Annotated in this window: 24 protein-coding genes; 6 read left to right on the forward strand and 18 right to left on the reverse strand. The window is 37.9% G+C overall.

Annotation, left to right across the window (positions count from 1 at the left end; genetic code table 11):
• The first annotated feature begins 96 nt into the window (after window positions 1–96).
• Both HMPREF2813_RS04640 and lpxD read left to right on the forward strand, forming a co-directional pair.
• On the forward strand, window positions 97–690 hold the full coding sequence (locus tag HMPREF2813_RS04640; protein ID WP_005655852.1) for an OmpH/Skp family outer membrane protein: 594 nt from the start codon (window positions 97–99) through the stop codon (window positions 688–690).
• 12 nt (window positions 691–702) lie between these two features.
• Window positions 703–1,728, forward strand: a complete 1,026-nt coding sequence (gene lpxD / locus HMPREF2813_RS04645) for a UDP-3-O-(3-hydroxymyristoyl)glucosamine N-acyltransferase (RefSeq protein ID WP_011272285.1) — start codon at window positions 703–705, stop codon at window positions 1,726–1,728.
• 168 nt (window positions 1,729–1,896) lie between these two features.
• Here lpxD and tsf read toward each other — a convergent pair whose 3' ends face one another.
• From tsf to secM, 7 genes are all read right to left on the reverse strand, one after another.
• Entirely contained in the window at window positions 1,897–2,748 is an 852-nt protein-coding gene (gene tsf / locus HMPREF2813_RS04650; protein WP_005686173.1) for a translation elongation factor Ts, read from the reverse strand.
• Between the two features lie 133 nt (window positions 2,749–2,881).
• Window positions 2,882–3,604 carry a 30S ribosomal protein S2 gene (gene rpsB, locus HMPREF2813_RS04655; protein WP_005645552.1) on the reverse strand — a complete coding sequence of 241 codons (723 nt, stop codon included), beginning with the start codon at window positions 3,602–3,604 and terminating at the stop codon, window positions 2,882–2,884.
• A 177-nt stretch (window positions 3,605–3,781) separates the two neighbouring features.
• On the reverse strand, window positions 3,782–4,546 hold the full coding sequence (locus tag HMPREF2813_RS04660; protein WP_005666039.1) for a class I SAM-dependent methyltransferase: 765 nt from the start codon (window positions 4,544–4,546) through the stop codon (window positions 3,782–3,784).
• 119 nt (window positions 4,547–4,665) lie between these two features.
• Entirely contained in the window at window positions 4,666–6,522 is a 1,857-nt protein-coding gene (locus HMPREF2813_RS04665; RefSeq protein WP_005663631.1) for a monovalent cation:proton antiporter-2 (CPA2) family protein, read from the reverse strand.
• Between the two features lie 108 nt (window positions 6,523–6,630).
• Window positions 6,631–7,041 carry an 8-oxo-dGTP diphosphatase MutT gene (mutT, locus tag HMPREF2813_RS04670; RefSeq protein WP_005655844.1) on the reverse strand — a complete coding sequence of 137 codons (411 nt, stop codon included), beginning with the start codon at window positions 7,039–7,041 and terminating at the stop codon, window positions 6,631–6,633.
• A gap of 64 nt (window positions 7,042–7,105) precedes the next feature.
• Complete coding sequence (secA, locus tag HMPREF2813_RS04675) at window positions 7,106–9,811, reverse strand: preprotein translocase subunit SecA (protein WP_005686163.1); 2,706 nt, start codon at window positions 9,809–9,811, stop codon at window positions 7,106–7,108.
• A 124-nt stretch (window positions 9,812–9,935) separates the two neighbouring features.
• Window positions 9,936–10,238 carry a secA translation cis-regulator SecM gene (gene secM, locus HMPREF2813_RS04680; protein ID WP_005686162.1) on the reverse strand — a complete coding sequence of 101 codons (303 nt, stop codon included), beginning with the start codon at window positions 10,236–10,238 and terminating at the stop codon, window positions 9,936–9,938.
• A gap of 79 nt (window positions 10,239–10,317) precedes the next feature.
• On the opposite strand from secM, the gene HMPREF2813_RS04685 reads away from it, so the two are divergent.
• A complete protein-coding gene (locus tag HMPREF2813_RS04685; protein ID WP_005686159.1) occupies window positions 10,318–10,632 on the forward strand; it encodes a DUF721 domain-containing protein in 315 nt (104 codons plus the stop codon).
• A 27-nt stretch (window positions 10,633–10,659) separates the two neighbouring features.
• On the opposite strand, the gene tadA is transcribed toward HMPREF2813_RS04685, so the two are convergent.
• From tadA to proB, 6 genes are all read right to left on the reverse strand, one after another.
• Window positions 10,660–11,181 (reverse strand): tRNA adenosine(34) deaminase TadA, encoded by a 522-nt coding sequence (gene tadA, locus HMPREF2813_RS04690; RefSeq protein WP_005663639.1) that lies wholly within the window; start codon window positions 11,179–11,181, stop codon window positions 10,660–10,662.
• Window positions 11,181–12,032 (reverse strand): thymidylate synthase, encoded by an 852-nt coding sequence (locus HMPREF2813_RS04695; RefSeq protein ID WP_005666042.1) that lies wholly within the window; start codon window positions 12,030–12,032, stop codon window positions 11,181–11,183. Before HMPREF2813_RS04695 ends, tadA begins: the two co-directional genes overlap by 1 nt.
• A gap of 9 nt (window positions 12,033–12,041) precedes the next feature.
• Window positions 12,042–12,848 carry a prolipoprotein diacylglyceryl transferase gene (lgt, locus tag HMPREF2813_RS04700; RefSeq protein WP_005651466.1) on the reverse strand — a complete coding sequence of 269 codons (807 nt, stop codon included), beginning with the start codon at window positions 12,846–12,848 and terminating at the stop codon, window positions 12,042–12,044.
• An 8-nt stretch (window positions 12,849–12,856) separates the two neighbouring features.
• Window positions 12,857–13,651: a sulfite exporter TauE/SafE family protein gene (locus HMPREF2813_RS04705; protein WP_005686154.1), complete on the reverse strand. Its 795-nt coding sequence runs from the start codon at window positions 13,649–13,651 to the stop codon at window positions 12,857–12,859.
• Window positions 13,651–14,241: an RNA pyrophosphohydrolase gene (gene rppH / locus HMPREF2813_RS04710; RefSeq protein WP_005686152.1), complete on the reverse strand. Its 591-nt coding sequence runs from the start codon at window positions 14,239–14,241 to the stop codon at window positions 13,651–13,653. Before rppH ends, HMPREF2813_RS04705 begins: the two co-directional genes overlap by 1 nt.
• Before the next feature lie 80 nt (window positions 14,242–14,321).
• Window positions 14,322–15,428, reverse strand: coding sequence for a glutamate 5-kinase (gene proB / locus HMPREF2813_RS04715; protein WP_014551017.1), 1,107 nt, complete (start codon window positions 15,426–15,428; stop codon window positions 14,322–14,324).
• A 100-nt stretch (window positions 15,429–15,528) separates the two neighbouring features.
• On the opposite strand from proB, the gene folA reads away from it, so the two are divergent.
• The 3 genes from folA to HMPREF2813_RS04730 all read left to right on the forward strand — a co-directional run bounded on the left by folA (window position 15,529) and on the right by HMPREF2813_RS04730 (window position 18,898).
• Window positions 15,529–16,011: a type 3 dihydrofolate reductase gene (folA, locus tag HMPREF2813_RS04720; protein ID WP_005648125.1), complete on the forward strand. Its 483-nt coding sequence runs from the start codon at window positions 15,529–15,531 to the stop codon at window positions 16,009–16,011.
• A gap of 172 nt (window positions 16,012–16,183) precedes the next feature.
• Window positions 16,184–17,356 carry an EmrA/EmrK family multidrug efflux transporter periplasmic adaptor subunit gene (locus tag HMPREF2813_RS04725; RefSeq protein WP_013526215.1) on the forward strand — a complete coding sequence of 391 codons (1,173 nt, stop codon included), beginning with the start codon at window positions 16,184–16,186 and terminating at the stop codon, window positions 17,354–17,356.
• A gap of 9 nt (window positions 17,357–17,365) precedes the next feature.
• Complete coding sequence (locus HMPREF2813_RS04730) at window positions 17,366–18,898, forward strand: DHA2 family efflux MFS transporter permease subunit (RefSeq protein WP_014551018.1); 1,533 nt, start codon at window positions 17,366–17,368, stop codon at window positions 18,896–18,898.
• 12 nt (window positions 18,899–18,910) lie between these two features.
• On the opposite strand, the gene ftsN is transcribed toward HMPREF2813_RS04730, so the two are convergent.
• The 5 genes from ftsN to rhlB form a co-directional block, all read right to left on the reverse strand.
• On the reverse strand, window positions 18,911–19,681 hold the full coding sequence (gene ftsN / locus HMPREF2813_RS04735; RefSeq protein ID WP_005686142.1) for a cell division protein FtsN: 771 nt from the start codon (window positions 19,679–19,681) through the stop codon (window positions 18,911–18,913).
• A gap of 233 nt (window positions 19,682–19,914) precedes the next feature.
• Window positions 19,915–22,995 (reverse strand): multidrug efflux RND transporter permease subunit AcrB, encoded by a 3,081-nt coding sequence (locus tag HMPREF2813_RS04740; RefSeq protein WP_041174640.1) that lies wholly within the window; start codon window positions 22,993–22,995, stop codon window positions 19,915–19,917.
• Window positions 22,996–23,012: 17 nt separating this feature from the next.
• Window positions 23,013–24,209 (reverse strand): multidrug efflux RND transporter periplasmic adaptor subunit AcrA, encoded by a 1,197-nt coding sequence (locus tag HMPREF2813_RS04745; RefSeq protein WP_012054558.1) that lies wholly within the window; start codon window positions 24,207–24,209, stop codon window positions 23,013–23,015.
• A 31-nt stretch (window positions 24,210–24,240) separates the two neighbouring features.
• Complete coding sequence (locus tag HMPREF2813_RS04750; protein WP_005686134.1) at window positions 24,241–24,804, reverse strand: efflux transporter AcrAB transcriptional repressor AcrR; 564 nt, start codon at window positions 24,802–24,804, stop codon at window positions 24,241–24,243.
• A 241-nt stretch (window positions 24,805–25,045) separates the two neighbouring features.
• Window positions 25,046–26,293, reverse strand: a complete 1,248-nt coding sequence (gene rhlB, locus HMPREF2813_RS04755; protein WP_005686131.1) for an ATP-dependent RNA helicase RhlB — start codon at window positions 26,291–26,293, stop codon at window positions 25,046–25,048.
• Between the last annotated feature and the right edge of the window lie 30 nt (window positions 26,294–26,323).

Genomic DNA, 26,323 nt, shown 5'->3' on the forward strand with positions numbered 1-26,323 from the left:
TTTTTCTTCATCAGAACTCAAAAACAACGTTCTCTGCCTAATTTAATTGGGCAGAGAAAATATTAAACCCATCATTTAATTAAGGATATTTATCAAATGAAAAACATCGCAAAAGTAACCGCACTTGCTTTAGGTATTGCACTTGCTTCAGGCTATGCTTCCGCTGAAGAAAAAATTGCTTTCATTAATGCAGGTTATATTTTTCAACATCACCCAGATCGCCAAGCGGTAGCAGATAAACTTGATGCTGAATTTAAACCTGTAGCTGAGAAATTAGCAGCAAGCAAAAAAGAAGTTGATGATAAAATTGCTGCTGCTCGTAAAAAAGTAGAAGCAAAAGTTGCGGCTTTAGAAAAAGATGCACCTCGCTTACGTCAAGCTGATATTCAAAAACGCCAAGAGGAAATTAATAAATTAGGTGCGGCTGAAGATGCTGAATTACAAAAATTAATGCAAGAACAAGATAAAAAAGTTCAAGAATTCCAAGCTCAAAATGAAAAACGTCAAGCTGAAGAACGTGGTAAATTATTAAATAGCATTCAAACTGCGACAAATAATTTAGCAAAAGCAAAAGGTTATACTTATGTGCTTGATGCAAATTCAGTTGTATTTGCGGTAGAGGGTAAAGATATTACTGAAGAAGTATTAAAATCTATTCCTGCTTCTGAAAAAGCACAAGAGAAAAAATAATAGGTTCTCATAATGCAAAAATCCTATTCTTTACAAGAATTGGCAACTCAAATCGGCGCTACCGTTCGCGGTAACGCCGATGTTGTTGTTGAGAATATCGCTCCTCTCGATAAAGCCCAATCAAATCAACTCACTTTTATTTCTAACGTAAAATTTCGTGCATTATTGAAAGATTCTAAAGCAGGGATTTTGGTTGTTTCTGAAGAGGATGTTGAACACTGTTCTCCAGAAAGCAATTTACTTATTGTTAAAGATCCTTATGTGGCTTACGCAATTTTAGCGCAATATATGGATAGCACGCCAAAAGCGGCACAAGGAATCGCAAAAAGTGCGGTCATTTTTGATGGTGTTTTATTGGGCGAAAATGTATCTATTGGTGCGAACGCAGTGATTGAAGAAGGTGTTGTACTAGGTGATAACGTGATCATTGGTGCAAATTGCTTTGTTGGTAAAAATACCAAGATAGGTTCAGGCACTCAGCTCTGGGCTAATGTCACTGTTTACCATAACGTTGAGATTGGAGCTAATTGCTTAATTCAATCAGGAACAGTTATCGGTAGTGATGGTTTTGGTTATGCAAATGATCGTGGTCGTTGGATTAAAATTCCACAAGTAGGGCAAGTAATAATTGGTAATAATGTGGAAATTGGTGCGAATACCTGTATTGACAGAGGCGCATTAGATGCCACGATTATTGAAGATAACGTTATTATCGATAACCTTTGTCAAATTGCGCATAATGTTCATATTGGCACTGGTACAGCGGTTGCGGGTGGCGTTATTATGGCAGGTAGCTTAACTGTTGGTCGCTATTGCTTAATTGGTGGTGCAAGTGTGATTAATGGTCATATGGAAATTTGCGATAAAGTAACCATTACTGGAATGGGAATGGTTATGCGCCCAATTACAGAGCCTGGCGTATATTCCTCTGGTATTCCATTGCAAACGAATAAAGAGTGGCGTAAAACGGCAGCTCTAACATTAGGTATTGATGGAATAAATAAACGTTTAAAAGCGTTAGAAAAGAAAATTTCTTAATTGATACCCCATCATTTAATCTGCATTTTACAAGTTTAATAACTGATTAAAATGCAGATTTTTATGTGTATAAAATTTACTTAACGAAATAAGTTGAAATTCTTTTAAAAATAAATAAGCCCAACTTTAAATTGGGCTTACAAGCATACATTTTTTATCGTTAAAGAATTATGCGTTACCGCCAGTGATTTTTGCAACTTCAGCAGCAAAATCTTCTTCTTTTTTCTCAATACCTTCGCCTACTTCTAAACGAATGAAGTTAGAAACAGAAGTATTTACTGATTTTAAGAAATCCCCTACAGATACAGAAGGATCCATTACAAATGCTTGACCTGTTAATGAAACTTCACCAGTGAATTTCTTCATACGACCTTCAACCATTTTCTCTGCGATTTCTTTTGGTTTACCAGAGTTGATCGCAATATCGATTTGGATTTGGCGTTCGTGTTCAACCACTTCAGCAGACACATCTTCTGGGTTCACGAATTCAGGTTTAGATGCAGCTACGTGCATTGCTACTTTTTTCAGTTCATCATCAGAACCTTCGCCCGCAACTAATACGCCAATTTTTGCACCGTGTAAGTATTGTGCAATTACTTGACCATCTAAGTAAGCAACACGACGGATATTCATGTTCTCACCGATTTTAGCAACTAATGCAGCACGTTTTTCTTCAAATTGCGCTTGTAATGCTTCGATAGTGGTACCTTTGTTTGCTGCTGCGAAATCAGCCACTTCGTTTGCTAAACCTAAGAAACCTGCATCTTTTGCTACGAAGTCAGTTTCACAGTTCATTTCAACTAATACACCGAAACCATTTTCTACACGAGCAAGGATAACACCTTCAGCTGCAACACGGCCTGCTTTTTTAGCTGCTTTAGCTTGACCAGATTTACGCATATTGTCGATTGCTAACTCAATATCACCGTTTGCTTCAACTAATGCTTTTTTACATTCCATCATACCTGCGCCAGTACGGTCACGAAGTTCTTTTACTAATGATGCTGTGATTTCAGCCATTTTTAAAATCCTCTGTCGAAAATGCGGTTTATTTTGACCGCACTTTTAGATAAAAATATAGGGGCTAAATTTTAGCCCCTATGCCAATTAATCGCTTGATTATTAAGGGCTTCGCCTTATTGCAAAACTTAAATTATTCTGCGTCAGCTGCTAATTCTTCAGCAACTTGAGCTTCGTTACCACGACCTTCTTTAACCGCTGCTGCAGCTGCAGAAACGTAAAGTTGGATAGCACGAGTCGCATCATCGTTACCAGGGATAACGAAATCTACGCCAGCTGGTGTTGAGTTAGTATCAACGATAGCAAATACAGGAATACCTAGGTTATTTGCTTCTTTAACAGCGATATGTTCGTGGTCCGCACCGATAACGAATAATGCATCTGGTAAGCCACCCATATCTTTGATACCGCCAAGGCTTAATTCAAGTTTTTCCATCTCACGGCTACGCATTAACGCTTCTTTTTTGGTTAATTTATCAAAAGTACCGTCTTGAGATTGGGTTTCTAAATCTTTTAAACGTTTAATTGATTGACGAACGGTTTTCCAGTTAGTCAACATACCACCTAACCAACGGTGGTTTACGTAATATTGCTGACAATCTAATGCTGCTGCTTGAACTGCTTCAGACGCTGCACGTTTTGTACCAACGAATAATACTTTACCATTGTTGCTAGCAATGCGAGTTAATTCCGCTAAAGCTTCGTTGAATAAAGGTAAAGTTTTTTCAAGATTGATGATGTGAACACCGTTACGAGCACCAAAAATGAAAGGTTTCATTTGTGGGTTCCAGTAACGAGTTTGGTGTCCGAAGTGTACGCCTGCGTTGATCATGTCGCGCATTGAAACTTGTGCCATAATATTTTCCTTTTGTTGGGGTTGAGCCTCCACATATCAGCTAATCGACCGTTTGGCACCCCGATTAAGCCTTGTTAATATGTGTGTGTTGTTAGTAATTAAAAAACTGCTTTTGAAAGGCAAAAACAGCGGGGCGATTTATACCATAAAGTGCGGTTAAAAACCAGTTTATTTTGTTTATTTCTCCACTTTTCTTGCTTTGATAAATAACAATGGTGGTCGATGTGACAAATCTTTAAATTCATTATGCCATTGCGGTTGGTCAGCAAGCATGGGTTCTTCCATTTGCTCGATTTGAAACCTTGCATGAATTAAATTATTGATAATTGTTGCTGTTGTTCGATGATAGGTTTGAAAAGGTTGTTTGAACCAATTTCTATTGCGTTTCCCCTCTTCTCGATAATGATTTAAACGATAAGCGACTTGCTGTTTTTTGTCATTTTTTTCCCAGCGTTCTCCCTCTTTATGGCAGGTTGTTATCGGATGTTCTTGTGAGAAAATTAATGTGCCATTAGACGAGAGTTTGTCATGGATCGTTGATAATAATGTCGGAAAATTTTCAATATAATGAAAGGCAAAAGAGCTAGTAATCACATCGAAATGACTTTCTGGTAACTCAGCTAATTTTTCTATTGGTAAGTGATATAAGGAAAAACGCCCTGAAAATTGACCGCACTTTTGAAGATCTTTTTCAGCTTGTTCGAGCATTTTTTCGGAAAGATCGGTTCCAATTACTTTAGCCGCCCCTCGTTCTAAATAAAGTTGTAAATGCCCTCCCGTACCACAGCCTAAATCGAGTAATTTCTTCCCTTTTAAATTAGGCAACAATGAAAGCATGGTGGGCTTTTCGATAATTTCATTGAGGCTAATTGGATTTGCGCGGAGTTTCTGATAAAGCTCAAAGAAATTATCTTTATCATAAACACTAATTTTATTATTCATTTATTGCCTTAAAATAAAAATTTACGTGATTTAAATCACTCAAAAGTAAATACTTAAACGAGAAGTTAAAATTTAATATTTTTATAGATAAAAAATATCACTAAAGATAAAAAATAATTTTATGAATGATCATTTGATATTTCTTCTTCAATTTTCTCACTTAGAATTTCTTCTGTTTCTTTATTTAATGCTTTTGTGTCAAGATGCGGTTTAATAAATGGTCTTGGTGTCCAATATTTTTTTACTATTTCATTCGAAAAACCGTGTAAAACTTCTTCATTTAACCGTTCTTGATCTAATGTTCGTACTTCCTTAATAATTTCTTCCGCTTCAATTTTATCAATACCTAATTTCATCAATGTTGCTCGACTAAGTGTAATTGCTGATTCAAAAGTTTCACGCACAATAAAATCTACATCCTGCTTAATCAAACTAACTGTTGTTTTTCTGTCATAAGTTCGGGTTAAAATCGGTAAATTTGGATAAGCCTCTTTCATTTGACTGACAATATGTTCAATTCTTTGTGTATCGTTAATACCTAATACGACACATTTCGCCTTTTCAATTCCTGCGGCTCGTAAAACATCTAATCGAATGCCATCACCATAATAAACTTTAAAACCAAACTTTGCGGCAGCACGGATATTTTCGATATTGCGATCAATCACTGAAACGCTAATTCCACGAATCAATAATGTTTGGCAGACAATTTGACTAAAACGTCCAAAACCAATAACTAAAACGTTATCTTCCAAATCCACGATGCTGTCTAGATCATTTTCATCAAGCTGATCAAGATGTTTAGGCTCTGTACGCTGTATAAGTTTGCGAGCAATTTGAGCAATAATAGGCGAAAAAAGCATCGAAATAATCACTGCAGCAGTGAATGTCGCTTTTTCTTCATTACTGATTACTTCCGCAGTTGCTGCGGCTGAAAAAAGAACGAAAGCAAATTCGCCACCGTGTGCCATCAAAGACATTCGTCCTATGGCTTCTCGATGATCAAGACGGGTAATTCGGGCAATAATATAAACAGCACTGGCTTTTCCAAGTATATAAAGAAAAACAATTCCAAGTAGCAAGATCCAATGATTAAACACTAAATGCAAATCTAAGGACATTCCTACGCCCATAAAAAATAATCCTAGTAATAAGCCGCGAAATGGTTCTATATCCGCTTCAAGCTGATGGCGAAACGCTGATTCAGACATCATCACACCAGCAACAAACGCGCCCATTGCCATTGAAAGTCCGCCAATTTCCATTGCTAATGCAGCACCTAAAACGACCAATAATGCGCCCGCTGTCATCATTTCACGAATACGTGCTTTAGAAATTAAACGAAATAGTGGGTTCATTAACCATTTTCCAGCCACAATTAACCCCACAACAGCACTTAATGCTATACCAATTGATACCCAATCAGTATGTGGTGTCGCTTCTTTCGAATGGGGAGCAAGAAAAGCGACAGAAGCCAAAAGTGGTACAATAGCAATATCTTCAAAAATTAATGTCGAAATTACGCGTTGTCCTTTTGACGTAGAAGTAAGCCCCCTTTCTTCTAGTGATTGCATTACAATAGCAGTAGAGGAAAGCGTGAAACCCATACCAGCAATAAATGATACTTCTTTTGTTAATCCTAATAAATAAATACCCGAAAAAGTGAGTAAGCAACCACATAATCCAACTTGTAACAAACCTCTGCCAAAAATAGCTTTACGCATTGCCCAAAGGCGTTCTGGATACATTTCAAGCCCGATAATAAAAAGAAACATTACCACACCTAATTCCGCTAAATGTACCACAGCTGTTGGATCTTGCACTATGCCAAAGACAGATGGGCCAATCAAACAACCTGCTACTAAATAACCTAGCACGCTACCCAACCCGAGTCTTTTAAATAACGGCACAATTGTTACGCTAGATGCGAGTAAAATAACGACTTTCATCAGTTCTGGATTGGCAAGTTGAGACATAATGACTCCAATAATGCAAAAAATACAAATATTTTGGCGAGTATATTAAAAAGTTATATGTGATAAATCATATTAAATCTTTTAATATAACTTTAAACCACATTTATTTTATATGAAATTGTGAGTTTCATTTAGTAATCGATGAATTAATTTTGCATTTGCGGGGGGAAACTGTCCTGCATCCAATGCGCGCTGCTCAACCCAAAAACCTTCTTGCCCCTCTCGCCCAAAAGGTTCGCCAATCCATTCATTTACCAGATAAAAGAAAAAAGAAATGATTTTTGTTGGATATTCAAATTGAAAACGTTCATAAAGTTCTGCATTTAACGCAACAATGCCTATTTCCTCTTCCAGTTCACGTTTTAAAGCCTGTTCTGGGGTTTCTCCCTCATCTACTTTTCCACCGGGAAATTCTAAAGATTGGGCAAAATCCTGTCCTTCTAAACGCTGCGTTAAATAGATCTGACCAAATTCATTACGAATAATCCCCGCAGCAACTTGTATAATTTTTTTATCCATTTTTCTATCCAATGTAGAGGTATGAAAAAAGTGCGGTGAAAAATCACCGCACTTTGATTGTTCATTACTGGCGTGCCACACGACTGCCGTGACAATGCTTATATTTTTTACCCGACCCACAAGGACAAGGTTCGTTGCGACCAATGCGACGATCTGAATAATCTTCAGTCTCTGAATTTTGAGTTGTCTGACTATTTTCATCCACAGGTAAATTATTTTGATTGATACGAGTAGCCATCTCCTGACGAGCACGTTCAGCTTCTTCCATTTCTTCTTGAGTACGCACACGTACACGGGTTAAAGTCATGATAACGTGGTGTTTTAAGGAATCTAGCATTTCCGTAAACATGCGGAAAGATTCTTTTTTATATTCTTGTTTTGGATCTTTTTGTGCATAGCCGCGTAAATGAATACCTTGGCGTAAATAATCCATCGAAGCTAAGTGTTCTTTCCAAAGTTCATCTAAGGTTTGCAACATAACACCTTTTTCAAAATGGTGCATAGCATCTTCGCCAACCAAAGCCTCTTTTTCTTTGTATTCCTTTTCTGCAATTTCCACAATGCGTTCGCGCAAACTTTCTTCGTGAAGATTATTATCTTCTTCTAACCAATTAGAAATCGGTAATTCCATACCAAATTCTTGAGATAAACGTTCTTCAAGCCCTTTAATATCCCATTGTTCTTCCAAAGATTGTGGTGGAATATATTGATCAATCACACCATTAAACACATCGTGGCGAATAGCGTTGATAGTTTCAGAAATATCATCATTATCAAGCAAATAATTGCGTTGCTCATAAATCGCGTGACGTTGGTCATTTGCCACATCATCATATTCAAGTAGGTTTTTACGGCCATCGAAATGGAACGCCTCAACTTTTGCTTGAGCAGATGCAATCACTTTCGCCAGCATTTTCGACTCCATTGCCTCGCCTGCTACCGTGAACGCTTTACGCATTAAATTGCGCTTACCCTCATTCAAATAAATGCGCATTAAACCATCTTCTAAAGAAAGATAGAAACGAGAAGAACCGGGGTCACCTTGACGCCCAGAACGACCGCGCAACTGGTTATCAATACGACGCGATTCGTGACGCTCTGTACCGATAATATGCAACCCACCCGCTTTCATTACAATTTCGTGGTTTTTCTCCCACTCTGCTTTAAGGGCTTCAATTTGTTCTTGAGTTGGATTTTCTAATTTGGCAGCCTGCGCTTTCCAGTTACCGCCAAGAATAATATCGGTACCTCGACCCGCCATATTCGTTGCGATAGTCACTGCGCTAGGAAATCCTGCTTCTGCCACGATTTCCGCTTCTTGTTGGTGGAATTTCGCATTCAACACATTGTGTTTTATACCTGCTTTATCTAACGCTTTAGATAATTCTTCTGATTTTTCGACTGAAATCGTACCCACTAATACTGGTTGCTGGCGTTCTACACAATCTTTAATGTCTTCAATAATCGCATTAAATTTATATTGTTCATTTTCAAACATCACATCAGTGCGATCATCACGAATCATTGGACGATTTGTTGGAATTACAACAGTTTCCAAGCCATAAATTTGTTGGAACTCAAATGCTTCGGTATCCGCAGTCCCCGTCATACCCGCAAGACGTTCATATAAACGGAAGTAGTTTTGGTAAGAAATTGACGCAACCGTTTGGTTTTCGCTCTTAACATCCACCCCTTCTTTTGCCTCAATGGCTTGGTGCAAACCATCTGACCAACGACGCCCCGCCATTGTACGACCAGTATGTTCATCAACAATCACGATTTCACCGTCCTTCACAATGTAATCGACATCTTTTTCAAACAATGTGTGCGCACGCAATGCAGCCATAACGTGATGAAGCAATACAATTCGACTAGGAGAATACAAAGAGTCCCCCTCAGGCATTAAACCTTGTGCAATTAACCAATCTTCTACTTTTTCTTGACCACGTTCGGTTAAATGTGCTTGTTTAGATTTCAAATCTAAAGTGAAATCGCCCTCTCCTTGATATTCTTCCGTATCTTCTTTTTCTTGTTTAATTAAACTTGGGATCAATTTATTTACCGCAATATAAAGCTCTGAACTTTTTTCTGCCTGACCTGAAATAATCAATGGTGTACGTGCTTCATCGATTAAGATAGAATCCACTTCATCCACCAACGCATAGCCTAAAGTACGTTGGAAACGCTCTTCTTTTGAGTGGGCTAAGTTGTCACGTAAATAATCAAAACCAAGTTCACTATTGGTTGCATAAGTAATATCTGCCGCATAAGCTTCACGTTTTTCTTCTGGCGATAACCCAGGAATATTGACGCCTACGCTCATACCCAAAAATTCAAATAACGGACGGTTGGTTTCTGCATCTCGGCGAGCAAGATAATCATTCACCGTGACAACATGAACGCCTTTACCTTCAAGTGCGATTAAATAACAAGGCAAAGTCGCCGTTAATGTTTTACCTTCACCAGTACGCATTTCTGCGATACAGCGGTTAGTCAATACCATCCCACCGATAAGCTGCACATCAAAATGGCGCATACCAAGCACACGCTTACTTGCTTCGCGTACAGTTGCGAATGCTTCTGGTAAAATTTGTTGCAAAGTTTCGCCACCACTTAAACGATCACGAAACTCTTGTGTTTTTGCTTTTAATTCATCATCACTTAATGCCTCAAAAGCAGGCTCCATTTTATTAATTTTGACGACTTGTTTTTTTAATTTACGTAAAACGCGTTCATTACGACTACCAAAAATTCTTGTTAAAATGCTCATAATTTCTCTTTTTAAATATATAAGTTAAATAGTTAAATGCTTATGAAATACTTTATTTCATGCACAATAATTTTTTAAAATATCGCTATTTCAATAGCAATATTCTTCACAAAAAACAGAAAAATTAAATAAGCAAGGGGCCTGCTCGAATTGGCGCGCTAATATTCAACGCTTCAGTAAAAAAGTGCGGTTGAATTTTAAGTTGTTTTTCAGTTTGACGGGAAATTGAAGGTTGAGGAATGGCTTGTCGTTGCACTTCACGAGCAACTTTTACCGTTTCTAACGCTTGTTGAATGGAAACACTCGAGGAATAATTTTCCGTATTATTTTGATTTTCAAAACTTTGTGCGTTAGGCAAAGCAAAAATCGCGATGATACTTAGAAGTAATCGCAACCAAAAATTCGGTTTGACAGTGCCTGAAATCATTCGTCTCGTTGTTTATTATGAAAATTGCGTGTATTGTAGCGGAAATCTAAACTAATGTCATTTACTGGGGGCAGACTTTATGGAAAACAAGGCTGATCGTTATCAAAAAGCAGTCAATATTACGGATGTGCTTGAGCAATCGCCCTTTGCCAAAATAATCAAAAAAGGCCTTGCCATCAATGAACTCAATCAAAAATTTAACCGCATTTTTCCACAGGAATTTCACGGCAAATTTCGTATTGGTAACATAACAGATCATTTAATTTTTATTGAAGTGTCTAATGCTATTGTTCGGCAGGGGATTCTATTTAAACAAATTGAATTATTAACACTAATTCAAGAAGAATTTCCGCAAGTAACAGGGTTTGAGATAACGATCAATCCTGGATTTTAAGTTTCAAATATAAGAAAAAATAAAGAATTAATTATCACTCAGACTTTTTAATAATGCTTTCTCTATTTTTTTCTCCTCGCGTCTTTTCTGAAAAAATGTACTCAATTTTTGACTACACTCTTCTGCCAATACGCCAGATGTAATCTCTAAAGTATGATTCATCTTGTAATCATCAAAAAAATGAAAACGTGATCCAATCGCGCCAGTTTTATAATCAGATGCACCGAACACAAGACGTTTAATACGGCTATGCAAAATTGCCCCTGCGCACATTGTGCAAGGCTCTAATGTCACATAAAGCGTGCTATTCAGTAGACGATAATTTTGAATATTTTTCGCGCCATTACGCAAAGCGATAATTTCAGCATGTGCAGTAGGATCACTTTGAACAATGGAGAGATTCCAACCTTCTCCAATAATATTCCTAGCGTCATCCACCAGCACCGCCCCCACAGGAATTTCACCTAACGCTTCCGCTTTATCGGCAAGCTCAAGGGCGTAGCGCATCATTTTCTCGTCAAATTCTGACCGCACTTTTGCTGCATCCATTAGACGGAAAAAGGATATTTAATCGGCTCATGAGATTGATAGCCAACGACTTTAAAATCATCCATCGTGACCCAAGTTTCTAAATCTTCAAGCGTTTTTATATCTGGATTTATTTCTAATTTTGGCAATGGGAAAGGCTCACGTTTAAGTTGTACGTCACGCATTAACTCAAGCTGATCTTCATAAATATGCGCATTCACAATTTTATGGTATGCCTTGCCGGCTTTTTTGCCCGTGATCTGAGCCATAAGTGCTAAGAAGGTAAACACCTGAATTTGATTGAAATTCAATCCAAGCGGAACATCACAGGAACGTTGATAACTAGTAAGATGTAAAGTATCGCCCACAAGAGAAAAAGTATGCGTGTGCATACAAGGACGAAGACAACCAAGATCAAATTCCCCAGGGTTAAAAAAAGTTAAAATTTCTCCTCTATCATCAATACCTTTCGTTAAGTTATTAACAATTTTACGTAGCTGATCGATGGTTTCTCCATTAGGCTTACGCCATGCTCTGCCTTGCACACCATATACGCGCCCCATATCATCAACGCCTCTACGATGCGGATTTGCAAGCCAAGCTGCATTTTCATTCGCATTAGCATCCCAAGTTTTCGTGCCAAGTGCGCGGAAATCAGCGGCATTGTCATATCCACGAATATAACCTAGAAATTCAGCAATGGCCGCTTTCCAATAACTTTTACGGGTAGTAATCAGCGGAAATTGATTATTCGCCACATCATATTCTAAATCTGCATTAATAACGGTGAGACAGCGCTTACCTGTACGCTCATTGGCAACCCATTCCCCTTCACTAACAATGCGGCGACAAAGCTCAAGATATTGTTTCATAAAAATCTCCTATTTTATGACCGCACTTTTGCGTGAATAAGCCCAAGCCATAATGAAAGCACCACCAATAATCATTGGTAAGCAAAGTGCTTGCCCTCGTGTAATAATCCCAAAGAAATTTTCAACTTCAGGTTCACGCACATATTCCACAATAAAACGGAAGACACCATAACCAATTAAAAATAAACCTGCAACAGAAGCCATTGGACGTGGCTTTTTAATAAAAATATTCAGAATCGCAAACAACACCAGACCTTCTAAAAAGGCTTCATAAAGTTGTGATGGATGACGAGGAAGTAATAGCGGATCATTCGGGAAAATCATTGCCCAAGGCACATTCGTTTCGCGTCCCCATAGTTCAAGATTAATGAAATTACCAATTCTGCCTAAACCTAAACCAAACGGAATCAAAGGCGCAACAAAATCAGCCGTTTGCCAAAAATTACGTTTTTGTGAATAGGATGTCCAAATCATAGCAACAATTACACCAATTAAGCCACCGTGGAACGACATTCCACCTTCCCAAACGCGGAATAAATAAAGTGGTTCTTGTAAGAAATGATCAAGATTATAAAAAAATACATCGCCAACACGTCCGCCAATAAACACCCCCATAAAACCATTGAAAAGTAAGCTATCAACTTGATCTACTGTCCAACCGCTATTTGGGCGATTAGCACGGCGAACCGCAAGCCAACGTGCAAAAACAAAACCTAAAAGGTACATCAAACCATACCAACGTAAGCCGATATTACTATCGCCAAGCGTAAAAATACTCGGATCAAAGTGGGGAAGAAGTAAATAATTTGAATTCATAATTTTCCTTATTTCAGAAACATATTGATCGCAACCACAATTAAGAAAAGGGCGAAACCTTTTTTTAAGGTTGAAACAGGCAATTTAGAGGTTGCACTTGCGCCTAATTTGGAAGTAAAAAATGAAGTGGCAGTAATGCCTAACACTGCGGGAAGATAAATATAACCGAGCGAATATTCAGGCATTAATGGATTTCCCCAACCACTCACTATAAAACTAAACATCCCTGATATGCCCAATAACATCCCACAAAATGCGGAAGAACCGATAGCTTGTTTGATATTAATGCCACGAGCAGTTAAAAACGGTACAATAAATCCACCACCGCCAATTCCCGCAGCACTAGATGCCATACCAATCAAAATACCGCCAATTACGGAAGAAAGAGGGGTAAGTGGTTTTGTTGTGACTTGATCTTTTTTAATCGAAAGTACCATTTTTGTGGCTAAATATACCACTAAGCAAGCAAAAATTTTGGCAGAAATTTCACGATCAAGTCTTCCAATGAATAAACCACAAATAAAAACAGAAAGCATAATAACCGGAGCTAAAATGCGAACTGCCTGCCAGACTATGTTACCTAATTTATGATGACGTTGTGCCGATCCAATGCCAGTAATCACAATGGTAGCAAATGATGTTCCAAGTGCGGTAGACATCAACAAAGATTCTGGTACATCTACAATGGGCAGTAAATACACTAACATTGGCACAATTACTAACCCACCGCCGATACCAAATAATCCAGCAAGAAAACCCGCTAATGCGCCAACAAGTAAACAAAGAAGAATAAAAGTGAACATTATTGGCCTCTTGATTTATAAAAATGGCGTTTCGTGTATTTTGTCTGAGAATATTTTTTGTTTGCCGAATAATGCTGTAAACTTGCTTCACGAGATGCGGAAAATATTAGTGGATTGTCCGTAAATAGTATCGAAGCAAACTCTTTCATTACCTTTCGATAAACATCTCGCTTAAAAGACACAACTTGACGAACAGGATACCAAAAACTTACCCAACGCCACCCATCAAATTCTGGCGATTTAGTTGTTTGCATATTGATGTTTTTTTCATCGCTAACAAGCTGTAGCAAAAACCAGCGTTGTTTCTGCCCAATACACATCGGCTTGCTGTCATAACGCAATAAACGCTTTGGCAATTTATAGCGTAACCAATGTTTAGAAACATATAACAGACGCACATCTTTAGGTTGTAAACCAACTTCCTCGTGTAGTTCGCGATACATCGCTTGCTCGGCACTTTCATTATCATTAATGCCACCTTGCGGAAACTGCCACGAATTTTGCCCACAACGCTTCGCCCAAAGCACTTGCCCTTTGCGATTACAAATCACAATACCCACATTTGGACGGTAGCCATCAAAATCGATCACTATCGTTTTACCTTAAATTTTTCCTATAAAAATAGCTCAAGATTGTTTCATAAATCAGTGCTTTTATCAACCAAAGGACATTATGACAAAATAATCATATCATCACGATGCATTGCCACCGCACCATATTCATAGCCTAAAACATTCTCAATGTCTGCTGATTTTCTGCCCTTAATTAATTGTAGAGCATCGCTGTTATAGCGTGGCATACCCAGCGCAATGTCTTTACCTGATTGAGTGCGTATTTTGACTACTTCACCACGCGAAAAACGCCCTTCCACGTTAATAATACCAGCGGGTAATAAAGATTTATTTTGTTCAAGAATGGCATTTTGCGCACCGTTATCAATGGTAATAATACCTGCCGATGGTGCGGCGAAAAGCCATTGTTTGCGGCTTTCTAATCGATCAGATTGGTGTGCAATAAATTTTGTACCAATATTTTTTTCATAAGCAAGATCTGCAATTACATTTGGGCGATTACCTGGAGCAATAATGGTTTCAATTCCAGAGCGAGTCGCAACATCGGCAGCAATGATTTTGGTCATCATTCCACCAGTACCAAGATTTGTACCACTTCCTCCTGCAATTGATCGAATATGATCGGTAATTTGTTCTACAATTGGAATTAATTTCGCTTCAGAATTTTTACGCGGATCACTATCAAATAAACCTTGTTGATCAGTCAATAAATAAAGCTGTTCCGCTTGCACAAGAATAGCGACTAATGCCGATAAATTGTCATTGTCACCTACTTTAATTTCCGCAGTCGCCACCGCGTCATTTTCATTAATCACAGGAATAATGTGGTTATCTAAAAGTGCGTGTAAAGTATCTCGCGCATTTAAAAAACGTTCGCGATCTTCAATATCTGCACGGGTTAATAAAAGTTGCCCGATATGGATATCATAAATAGCAAATAATTTTTCCCAAGCCTGAATTAATTGGCTTTGACCAACCGCTGCAAGCAGTTGCTTTGAGGCGATAGTAGGTGGTAATTGAGGATGATTTAAATAATGACGACCCGCTGCAATCGCACCAGAAGTCACGATCACTATACGAAATCCATCATTATGCAATTGTGCAATTTGACGAACGATTTCCATCATATGTGGCGAATTCAGTTTTGGCGAACCCTGAGTTAGCGTGCTTGTACCGAATTTCACAACGATTGTTTTTTTGTTCATAGTCCTTTCCAAGTTCTTAAAATTGGCATTAACGTTATCACTAAATCAATGAAAAATCACTTAATATCAGGTATAGTAACGGCAAATTTTAGGGGGATTTATGACATTTAGTTTAATTGTGGCGACAACATTAAATAATGTGATTGGTAAAGATAACCAAATGCCTTGGCACTTGCCTGCAGATTTAGCTTGGTTTCGTCAGAACACCACTGGTAAACCTGTCATTATGGGGCGTAAAACCTTTGAAAGTATTGGTCGTCCACTACCTAAACGTACCAATATCGTACTTTCTCGCCAGCTTTTTGAACACGAAGGTGTGATATGGAAAGATAGCTTTGAAAGTGCGGTCAATTTTGTCAGAGATTTTGATGAAATTATGTTGATTGGTGGGGGAGAGTTATTCAAACAATATTTACCCAAAGCAGATAAGTTATACCTTACTCAAATTCAAACAGAACTAGATGGCGATACTTTTTTCCCTCAATTGAATTGGGAGGAGTGGGAAATTGAATTTGATGAATATCGTAAGGCAGATGAACAAAATCGCTATGATTGCCGATTTTTAATTCTTACCCGAAAATAAATCAAATAAATGAAACAATACTTCTAGAACATTCATTAATCTAACAAAAACAAAGAGATGATAATTTCCCCTTGAGTTCCCCTTTTTAAAGTTTCATAATGACCTTTCATTTTATTTTTGATAGTTTTAAATATCCCATTTTTAAACATTATCCCAAATCAGGGAAGACATTATGACGAAAACTGCAATTGAAACTCCATCAAATAAATCTGTATCAAAGAAAACTAATCGTAAAAAAAATTTAAGCATTTTTATTTTTATCTTGCTTATTATTGGTATTGCTTGTGCTTTGTATTGGTTTTTCTTCTTGAAGGATTTTGAAGAAACAGAAGATGCTTATGTGGGTGGAAATCAAGTAATGGTATCATCACAAGTTGCAGGTAATGTAGCGAAGATTAATGCTGACAATATGGATAAAGTCCATGCAGGTGATATTCTAGTTGAATTGGATGATACGAATGCGAAACTTAGTTTCGAACAGGCCAAAAGCAATCTCGCCAATGCTGTACGTCAGGTAGAACAACTGGGTTTCACTGTGCAGCAATTGCAATCAGCTGTGCACGTCAATGAAATTTCTTTAGCTCAAGCTCAAGGCAATTTGGCGCGCCGAGTTCAACTTGAAAAAATGGGTGCGATTGATAAAGAATCTTTCCAACACGCAAAAGAAGCTGTCGAGCTTGCCAAAGCAAATTTAAATGCCTCTAAAAATCAATTGGCTGCTAATCGGGCTTTATTGCGTAACGTTCCATTACGTGAACAACCGCAAATACAGAATGCGATAAACTCGCTTAAACAGGCTTGGTTAAATTTGCAACGTACAAAAATTAGAAGTCCAATTGATGGCTATGTGGCGCGCCGTAATGCTCAAGTTGGGCAAGCCGTTTCAGTGGGTGGCACGTTAATGGCGGTGGTATCTAATGAACAAATGTGGCTAGAAGCTAACTTTAAAGAAACTCAATTAACGAATATGCGCATTGGCCAGCCAGTGAAAATTCATTTTGATTTATACGGTAAAAATAAAGAATTTGATGGCGTGATAAATGGTATTGAAATGGGGACTGGCAATGCATTTTCTCTTTTGCCTTCACAAAATGCTACGGGTAACTGGATTAAAGTGGTGCAACGCGTACCTGTGCGAATTAAATTAGATCCACAACAATTTACAGAAACGCCATTGAGAATTGGTCTTTCTGCAACGGCAAAAGTAAGAATTTCAGATTCATCAGGCGCAATACTACGAGAAAAAACAGAACCGAAAACGTTATTTTCTACTGATACACTTAAATATGATGAAAGTGCGGTAGAAAATTTGATTGAATCTATCATTCAGCAAAACAGCCATTAAGGCGGCGTTATGGACAATTCCGCAAAAAAATTCCCGCCTATTCAAGGTGGTGCCCTGATTTTATTAACGCTGGCTTTATCTCTTGCCACCTTTATGCAGGTATTAGATTCTACCATTGCAAATGTGGCAATTCCTACTATTGCGGGCGATCTTGGCGCATCTTTTAGTCAAGGTACGTGGGTAATCACTTCTTTTGGTGTGGCAAATGCGATTTCTATTCCAATAACGGGTTGGTTAGCAAAACGTTTTGGCGAAGTGCGGTTATTTTTAGTTTCAACTTTTTTATTTGTTGTCTCTTCTTGGCTTTGTGGGATTGCAGATAGTCTTGAGGCGTTAATTATTTTTCGCATCATTCAAGGTGCTGTCGCAGGTCCAGTGATCCCTCTTTCGCAAAGTTTATTATTAAATAATTATCCGTCAGAAAAACGCGGAATGGCATTGGCATTTTGGTCAATGACTATTGTGGTTGCGCCTATTTTTGGCCCAATTTTAGGCGGATGGATTAGTGATAATATCCACTGGGGATGGATCTTCTTTATCAATGTTCCGATTGGTTTATTAGTTGTGCTAATCAGCTGGAAGATTTTGGGTGGCCGAGAAAGTGAAATTGTTCATCAACCTATTGATAAAGTCGGTTTAGTTTTACTTGTCTTAGGCGTGGGATGTTTGCAATTAATGCTTGATCAGGGCCGTGAGCAAGATTGGTTTAATTCTAATGAAATCATTATATTAGCCGTTGTTGCTGTCGTTTGTCTGATTGCCTTGGTTATTTGGGAATTGACAGATGACAATCCTGTGGTGGATATTTCGCTTTTCCATTCTCGTAATTTTAGCGTAGGGTGTTTATGTACTAGTTTAGCCTTTTTGATTTATCTAGGTTCTGTGGTATTAATTCCGCTCTTGCTACAACAAGTCTTCCATTATACTGCGACGTGGGCAGGGCTTGCGGCTTCCCCAGTTGGATTATTCCCTATTTTACTTTCACCGATTATTGGACGTTTCGGTTATAAGATCGATATGCGAATTTTAGTGACGATAAGCTTTATTGTATATGCAATAACATTTTATTGGCGAGCGGTAACTTTCGAGCCATCAATGACATTTGTTGATGTAGCTTTACCACAATTAGTGCAAGGTTTAGCGGTGTCCTGTTTCTTTATGCCACTTACTACAATAACGCTGTCTGGCTTGCCTGCGCATAAAATGGCTTCAGCCTCTAGCTTATTTAACTTTTTGAGAACTTTAGCGGGTTCTGTAGGAACATCTTTGACCACATTTATGTGGTATAACCGTGAAGCTGTTCACCACACTCAATTAACAGAACACATTAATCCTTATAACCCGATTTCCCAAAGTTTTTACCATCAAATGAATCAATTTGGTTTAAGTGATACGCAAACTTCAGCTTACCTCGCTCAACAAATAACATCGCAAGGATTTATTATTGGCGCAAATGAAATATTTTGGTTATCAGCTATGGGATTCTTAGGATTGCTTATTGTGATTTGGTTTGCAAAACCACCTTTTGGTACTCAGCATTAAAATAAATATATATTACATACCAATCACAACACAATCGGTAACAGTTTTAGCTCTACTTTGTGCCTGTACTGCAAGCTCTCGAGTATCAAAACTTGCTACACGAACACGGTTCCATTCGCCGTTAGTTTGTATTTGAGCATTTAATCCTGTCATCTGTAAACGACCTTGCAAATTTTCAGCTTGCGCTCGATTTTTAAAAGCACCGCATTGTAAACCAAATTTCTTGCTATCCCGTACATTATTAACCGTTTTTATTTGTTCTACTTTTTTTGCGCTTTCAATTTTCTGTGAGTCTTGCTTTTTAATTGATTCCAATTTTACGATTTCTGCCTCTGTATTTTTCATATCTTCCGTTTTTTTGGATTGAGTTCTCGTTGCATCTTCTATTCTCTGTTGCTCAGCCAGTTTTCTAGCTTCATCAGCCGCTTTTTGATCTCTTTCTATTTGAATTAAAACTTGACGTTGTTCTTCTGTTAAACGCATATTTTGTTCTACACTCGCTGGATTATTATCTACAGGTACAGTACGCGTTTCTAAGGCTTTAATATAACTCCACACTTCCTCTGGACGATTAGGTAACACACTTTTAGGTTGAGCTTTTTCCTGTTGTGTTATAGCTTGCTGCACGCTTACCTTACTGTTCTTATTTTTCAACAAATAAAGTCCAACAACAAAAACTAGAACAATAAATAAAGCAAGAAAAATCAAGACATTTGTATTCTTTTTCTTATTTTTTTTCTTATTATTTGAGCTACGACGCGCAGCAAAATCTCGATGTGCCACAATAAATTCCTAGATTTGAAGTGATAATTTTAATAATTCAACAAAATTCGCTAAGTTTACTGAAAAATAGTCTTTAAATAAAGACTAACATAAGTGGATCATTTATATAATTAACAGAATAAAAAATACCGCACTTATGCAGGTTATGCTCAAAAAAGTTGGATAAAACAACTAGTTATAAGTACGAATTACGTAAGATAACCTAAGTGCGGTTTGTTTTTTCTATGTTTTAATTAGTGGGTTGTTTTATTTTCATCAAAAACCGGTAATGGTTTGTGTTCAGTTGCGACATAGCTATATACCACAGGCAAGACGAACAAGGTGAAAATAGTACCAATAGATAATCCCGCTACAATCACTATCCCAATACTAAAGCGAGATACCGCTCCTGCACCTGTTGCATAGAGTAATGGAATTAAGCCTGCTACCATTGCCGCCGTTGTCATTAGGATTGGGCGTAAACGTACTTTTGCAGCATGAGTGATTGCCTCAATTCGAGTTTTACCATAGTTTAGCTGTTCTTCTTTTGCCACTTCGCACATTAAGATACCGTGTTTGGTGATTAATCCCACGAGAGTAATCAACCCAACTTGAGAGTAGATATTTAATGTTGTTCCTGCGATGCTAAAGAAGGATAAAATATTTAAGCTCACCAATGCACCACTTACGGCTAATGGTACGGAAATCATAATTACCATTGGGTCACGTATAGATTCAAACTGAATGGCAAGCACCAAGAAAATAATTACAACAGCAAGAATGAAAGTCGTCGTAAGTGCATTACCCTCTTGTACTAATTGACGAGCTTCGGATTTGAAATCATAAGTGTATCCTTGTGGCAAATTATCATTTGCCTGTTGTTGAAGCCAAGCAATGGCATCACCACTTGATGTACCTGGCATTGGTACAGCACTGATTTCAGCCGAATTTAACTGACTGAAACGCGGTAATGATGTTGGCTGAGTTTCTAATTTCATACTAATAACACTACTTAATGGCACTGATTGACCATTAGATGCAGTTAAATAATAATTTTGGAAACTTTCTGGCGATAAGCGATCATCTCGTTTTACCTGCGAAATGACTTTATAAGCGCGTCCATCCACATCCACACGCGTAACTGTCGCACCAGATAAGAAACTCCCTAAAGTATTACTAATTTGTTGCATCGTGATGCCGTAAGTACCAGCTTTCTCTTTATCTACTGAAATTGTCATTTGCGCCGTATCATAGGTCAAATCTAAATTTGTATAAATAAATTTGCCAGAGGCTTTCATCGCACTGAGGAATTTCTCTGCGGTGTTTGCCAAAGATTTATAATCTTGTGCAGTTTTCAATACAATAGAGACTGGAGGGCCTTGTTCCCCTGTATCAATTTCAGGAATGTTAAATGCTGATACTGACACTTCTGGAATTGATTTTGCTTTTTCATTAATTTCATTCATTATTGCAGATTGTTTACGTGAACGTTCTTTCCAATCTTTCAATGTGATGATATTTAACGAGCTATTAGAAGTTGGCGCACCAGCAATGCTCATACCAAAAGAGACTTCGGGTGTTTCCATTACATTTTTCATATATGGTTGCATTGCATTTTGAATGTAATCCACATTTACGCTAGATGGCGCGTTACCAATTGCAATAAATGCGCCTTTATCTTCATTTGGCGTTAATTCACTAGAAAGTGAATTAAACAAAAATGGGAGCGTTGAGAAAATCACGACCGCAAAAGCCAGCATTGATTTACGATTGAGCATAACGAGATCAAGCATGTATTCGTAAACACGATTTACTTTACCTAAGGTATGTTCTACGCGTTCTTCCATCCATGTTGGTTTAGCATTGGATTTGAGTAACTTACTACTCATCATTGGCGATAACGTTAATGCCACAACACCAGAAATAAATACTGCACCAGCAAGGGTTAAAGCAAACTCTTTAAACAATGTGCCGGTAATGCCGCCCATTAAAGCCATTGGTGAGTAAACTGCGATCAATGCGATAGTCATAGAAATTACAGGCACGGCAATTTCACGCGCACCAATAATCGCCGCTCGGAATGGCGTTTCTCCCGCTTTAATATGACGATCAATATTCTCCAGCACCACAATAGCATCATCTACAACTAAACCTATGGCAAGAATTAAAGCAAGCAAGGTCATTAAATTAATAGAAAAGTTGAAACTTTGTAGCAGCATTAATACGCCAATAAGAGAAATTGGAATAGCCAAGATTGGAATTAAAATAGCACGGAACGAACCGATAAACATTAAAATTACCACTAAAACGATCAAAGTAGCTTCACCAATAGTTTTTATGACCTCGTGAATAGAGCTATTAATGGCAATAGTGCGGTCATAAAGAATATCGCTTTCCATACTGTCTGGCAGTTGTGTTTTTATACTTTCATATAAAGGGCGAATTTTTTCTGCGACAGTCAAAGGGTTTGCTGTCGAGGTTGGATTGATGGCTAACACAACGGACTCTGCACCATTTGCCGTAGCACGCGAATTATCATTTTCTTTATTTAATTCAACGGTTGCAATATCACGCAAACGCACTAAATCATCGCCATTTGATGAAATAATTAAGTTGCTGAGTTGTTCCACTGATTTCGTTGTAGTCTCTACTTTATTACGATAACTCACATAATAGCCATTATCGTTCCCCGCAGCCGTTTGTACATTATTTGCAGAAAGGGCAGACATCACTGTTGGCACAGAAAGATTTTGTGCTGCCATTTTTTGTGGATCAAGCCAAATACGTAATGCATATTCAGCTGCACCAAATACCTGTACTTCGGCAACACCCTCTATGGTAAAAAACTGTGGTTTGACTACACGATTGATGTAATCAGTTACCTGACTAGAATCTAGTTTTTTAGATCGGAAACTGATATACATAATACCGCTCCCACCTGAAGAAGAGGATACACTAGGATCTTCAATACCATTTGGTAATGCTGACTTTACTGCATTCACTTTGGCTAACACATCTGCTAACGCGCCTGCAGGATCGGTATTTAATTTCATTTTTATTGTAATAGTCGAACTACTAGGCGCACTAGTCGAAGACATATAATCAATATTATCGGCTTGCGCGATAGATTCTTCCAATTTTGACGTAACAAATGCTTGGATTAAATTCGCATCTGCCCCTGGATATGCGGTACTCACTGTAATGACTGTAGTAGTCATTTTAGGGTATTCACGCACTGCCAATTTCGAGATTGCTTGCAACCCTAAAATAATCATTAACAAACTAATTGAAACTGCTAAAACAGGACGACGAATAAAGATATCGGTAAATTTCATTCGGATTTCCTCATACATTAAAGTGGTGTTTTATGTGCAGGCTCTATTGCACCCACAATGTCTTTTTTAATCCATTCCACAAGACTTCCATTACCAATACCTTGCTGACCGCCTGTAATAATTTTATCTCCCGCTTTAACTTCATTTCCCTGTAATTGAGCATAAACACCTTGACGATCTTTAGTAAATACGGTGATCTGTTTCGCACGATAGAGATGATCCAATTTTTCATTACCTGACATTTTTCCTTTTTCTTCTTCAGATAATGGTTCAAGTAAATAGGCAATTTCGCCATACATATTGTAGCTAATAGCTACTTGTGGAACGATAACTTGATTTGTTTCAGTTGGAAGTGCAATGCGTAAGCGAGAGAACATACCTGAAAGCAATTTATGCCCATCTTCAGGATCAAAAGTAGCCTGAACATCAACTAAACCTGTTGATGAATTAATGGCAGGTTCAATCGCAGTGATTCGAGCTGAAAATGTTTCGCCCAAGCGAGCATCTGTTGTCGCTGTAACGCGCTGACCGATATGTAATTTATCTAAATCATTTTGTGAAAGAGCAAAATCCACTTTCATTGAGCTAGTATCTTCTACACGCACAATTTCTGTTCCAACATTCACATATTGACCAACGTTTACTTTCACAATACCTGCTTTGCCATCAAATGGCGCAACAATTTTACGACGTTCAATTGCTGCTTTTAGAGATTCAATACTAGCTACTTGAGCATCATAAGCCGCTTTTGCGTTATCCATTTCTTGACGTGATACAGCATTGCTATTTAATAAGCCCACATAACGTTGGTAAGTTTGACGAAGTGCTGATAATTGTGCCTGAGCAGCTTGTAGATTAGCTCGTTCAACAGAACTATCAAGTTCCACAAGCACCTCACCTTTTTTCACATTTTGTCCATTTTGAACAAGTACTTGTGAAACTGCGCCCGTATTTTGTGTACTGAGCATCGCACCTTGATTTGGACGCACAAGACCTGTTGTGTTAATAACTGGCGTCCACTCACGTGGTTGTACTTCAAGTGCGGTCACTGGGCTTGAAGGTTCTGGCATTTCTGCAATTGCTCGGCTTATCATTATGCCTTTTATCATATTAAAACCGATGACACTGGCAAAAATTAAGACAAATACCACTAAAATTATTTTCATCAAGAAAATATGTGAGCGTTTTGGTCTTTGATGTTGAGTTTGACTCATGTTTAAAGCTCCGTTATAAAAATAACAACAATTATTTCTGAATCGCACGCCAAGAGCGTTCAATCACAGATTCTAAAATTTCAGGCTTAAGATCGAAATCGATAAATTTTGCATCAGAGGCTAAATTTATCGCTGTTTTCAAACTTAATAAAAAGAGAATATCTTCAGATAATTCCGCTAATAAGCCAGCTTTTTGGGCTTGATGACAAAATAAATCCCAACGGCAATTTTTAACGTTTTTACAAATATCCTTGAAATTAGGCAAAGATTCATATTGCTTTAAATTGGATAGAATAGTGGGATTTTCTTGTAAGAAATACCAAATGTTTTTCCACATTTGTCGATATTGTTCGAAAAAAGGTTTCGTTTCATCAAAATCTTTTTCAAGTGTTGCCATAAACATTGAAAACACTCTGTGTGCAAATTGTTCAAGCAATTCATCTTTGTTTTTAAAATAAAGGTAAATCGTTCCTGCGGCCACATTTGCTTCTTTCGCAAGTTTGTGCATAGAAAGTTGATTCAACCCTTCTCTTGCCATTAAACGATCTGTCGCTGAAAAAATCTGTTCAGCTAAGTCTGTTTTAGCTTGTCGCATAAGATCCTTGAGTAAAATAAGGAGCAATAATTGCTCAAAAATGAATGAGCGTTCATTTTATTTATTTTTTGTTTTTTGGCAAGTTAAAAAACAAAAAACGTAACAATACTTATCTGTAGGTAAGCCGTAAACCCACAAGATGAATGATGAACAAAGGAGGATATAAAAAATAGGAATATAAAATGCAGTCAAAATTAACCGCACTTTTCATCATTAAATAAACGCGTGGACTGAAGCCCACCTATTTTGTGTGATAAGAACGATGTCTTGTATGTCCTTGCGGTGGCACCGCACGTTTTAACCGATACGGTTTCGGCAGTTCAAGCAAGGCTTCTGTTTCATATTGGCTCACAGGGATAGAATGGCCAATATATTCTTCAATTGCTGGTAAATTCATCGCATATTCTTCACAAGCGAAACTAATCGAAACACCACTTTCCCCTGCTCGTCCAGTGCGGCCGATTCGGTGAACATAATCTTCTCTATCATCGGGTAAATCATAATTGAAAACATGCGTCACATCAGAAATATGCAAGCCACGAGCGGCCACATCTGTTGCCACTAAAATATCCAAATCACCATCAGTAAATTGTTTTAATAACGATAAACGTTTTTTCTGTGCTACATCGCCAGTCAGTAAGCCGACACGATGCCCATCAGCAGCCAAATAACCCCAAATTTCTTCACAACGATGTTTCGTATTAGCAAATACAATACAACGCTCAGGCCATTCATCTTCCATTAAGGTTAAGAGAAGTGCCATTTTATCCTGATTAGATGGATAAAAAAGTTCTTCTTTAATGCGATGACCTGTCTTTTGTTCTGGTTCTATTTCAATATATTCAGGATCATTCATATCTTCAAATGCTAATTCACGCACTTTATAAGAAAGCGTCGCTGAAAATAACATCGTTAAACGCACTTGCGGAGTGGGGCATTTACGCAATAAATAACGAATATCACGGATAAATCCAAGATCGAACATTCGATCCGCTTCATCTAGCACGACAACTTGAATTTCATCTAAACCAATTACGCCTTGTTTTACATAATCAATAACTCGCCCCGTCGTACCAATCAAAATATCGACGCCACGCTCAATCGCTTGTAGTTGTTTGTCATAACCATCGCCACCATAGGCAAGTGCGGTCTTTAATCCACAGGCTTTTGCAAGAAATTCTGCGTCATTACTAATCTGCACCGCTAATTCTCGAGTAGGTGCTAAAATCAAAGCTCTTGGGTGAGGATATTCAAGATTAGGATCTTGGTGAGTTAAAAGATGGTGAAAAGTAGCCGTTAAAAAAGCCATTGTCTTGCCTGTACCAGTTTGAGCTTGTCCTGCGACATCTCGTCCATTTAAACTGATAGGCAAGGATAAAGCCTGAATTGGGGTACAAAAATCAAAGCCTTTTTTTGCCAAAGTATCTCGTACAATCGGATGTAGAGAAAGATCGGAGAATCGTTGTTGGCTTAAATAATCTTGTTGCATAAAAATCACATTTTAGAATAATAAAATTAC

The organism is Haemophilus sp. HMSC066A11 (assembly GCF_001811665.1).
Taxonomy (GTDB): domain Bacteria; phylum Pseudomonadota; class Gammaproteobacteria; order Enterobacterales; family Pasteurellaceae; genus Haemophilus; species Haemophilus influenzae.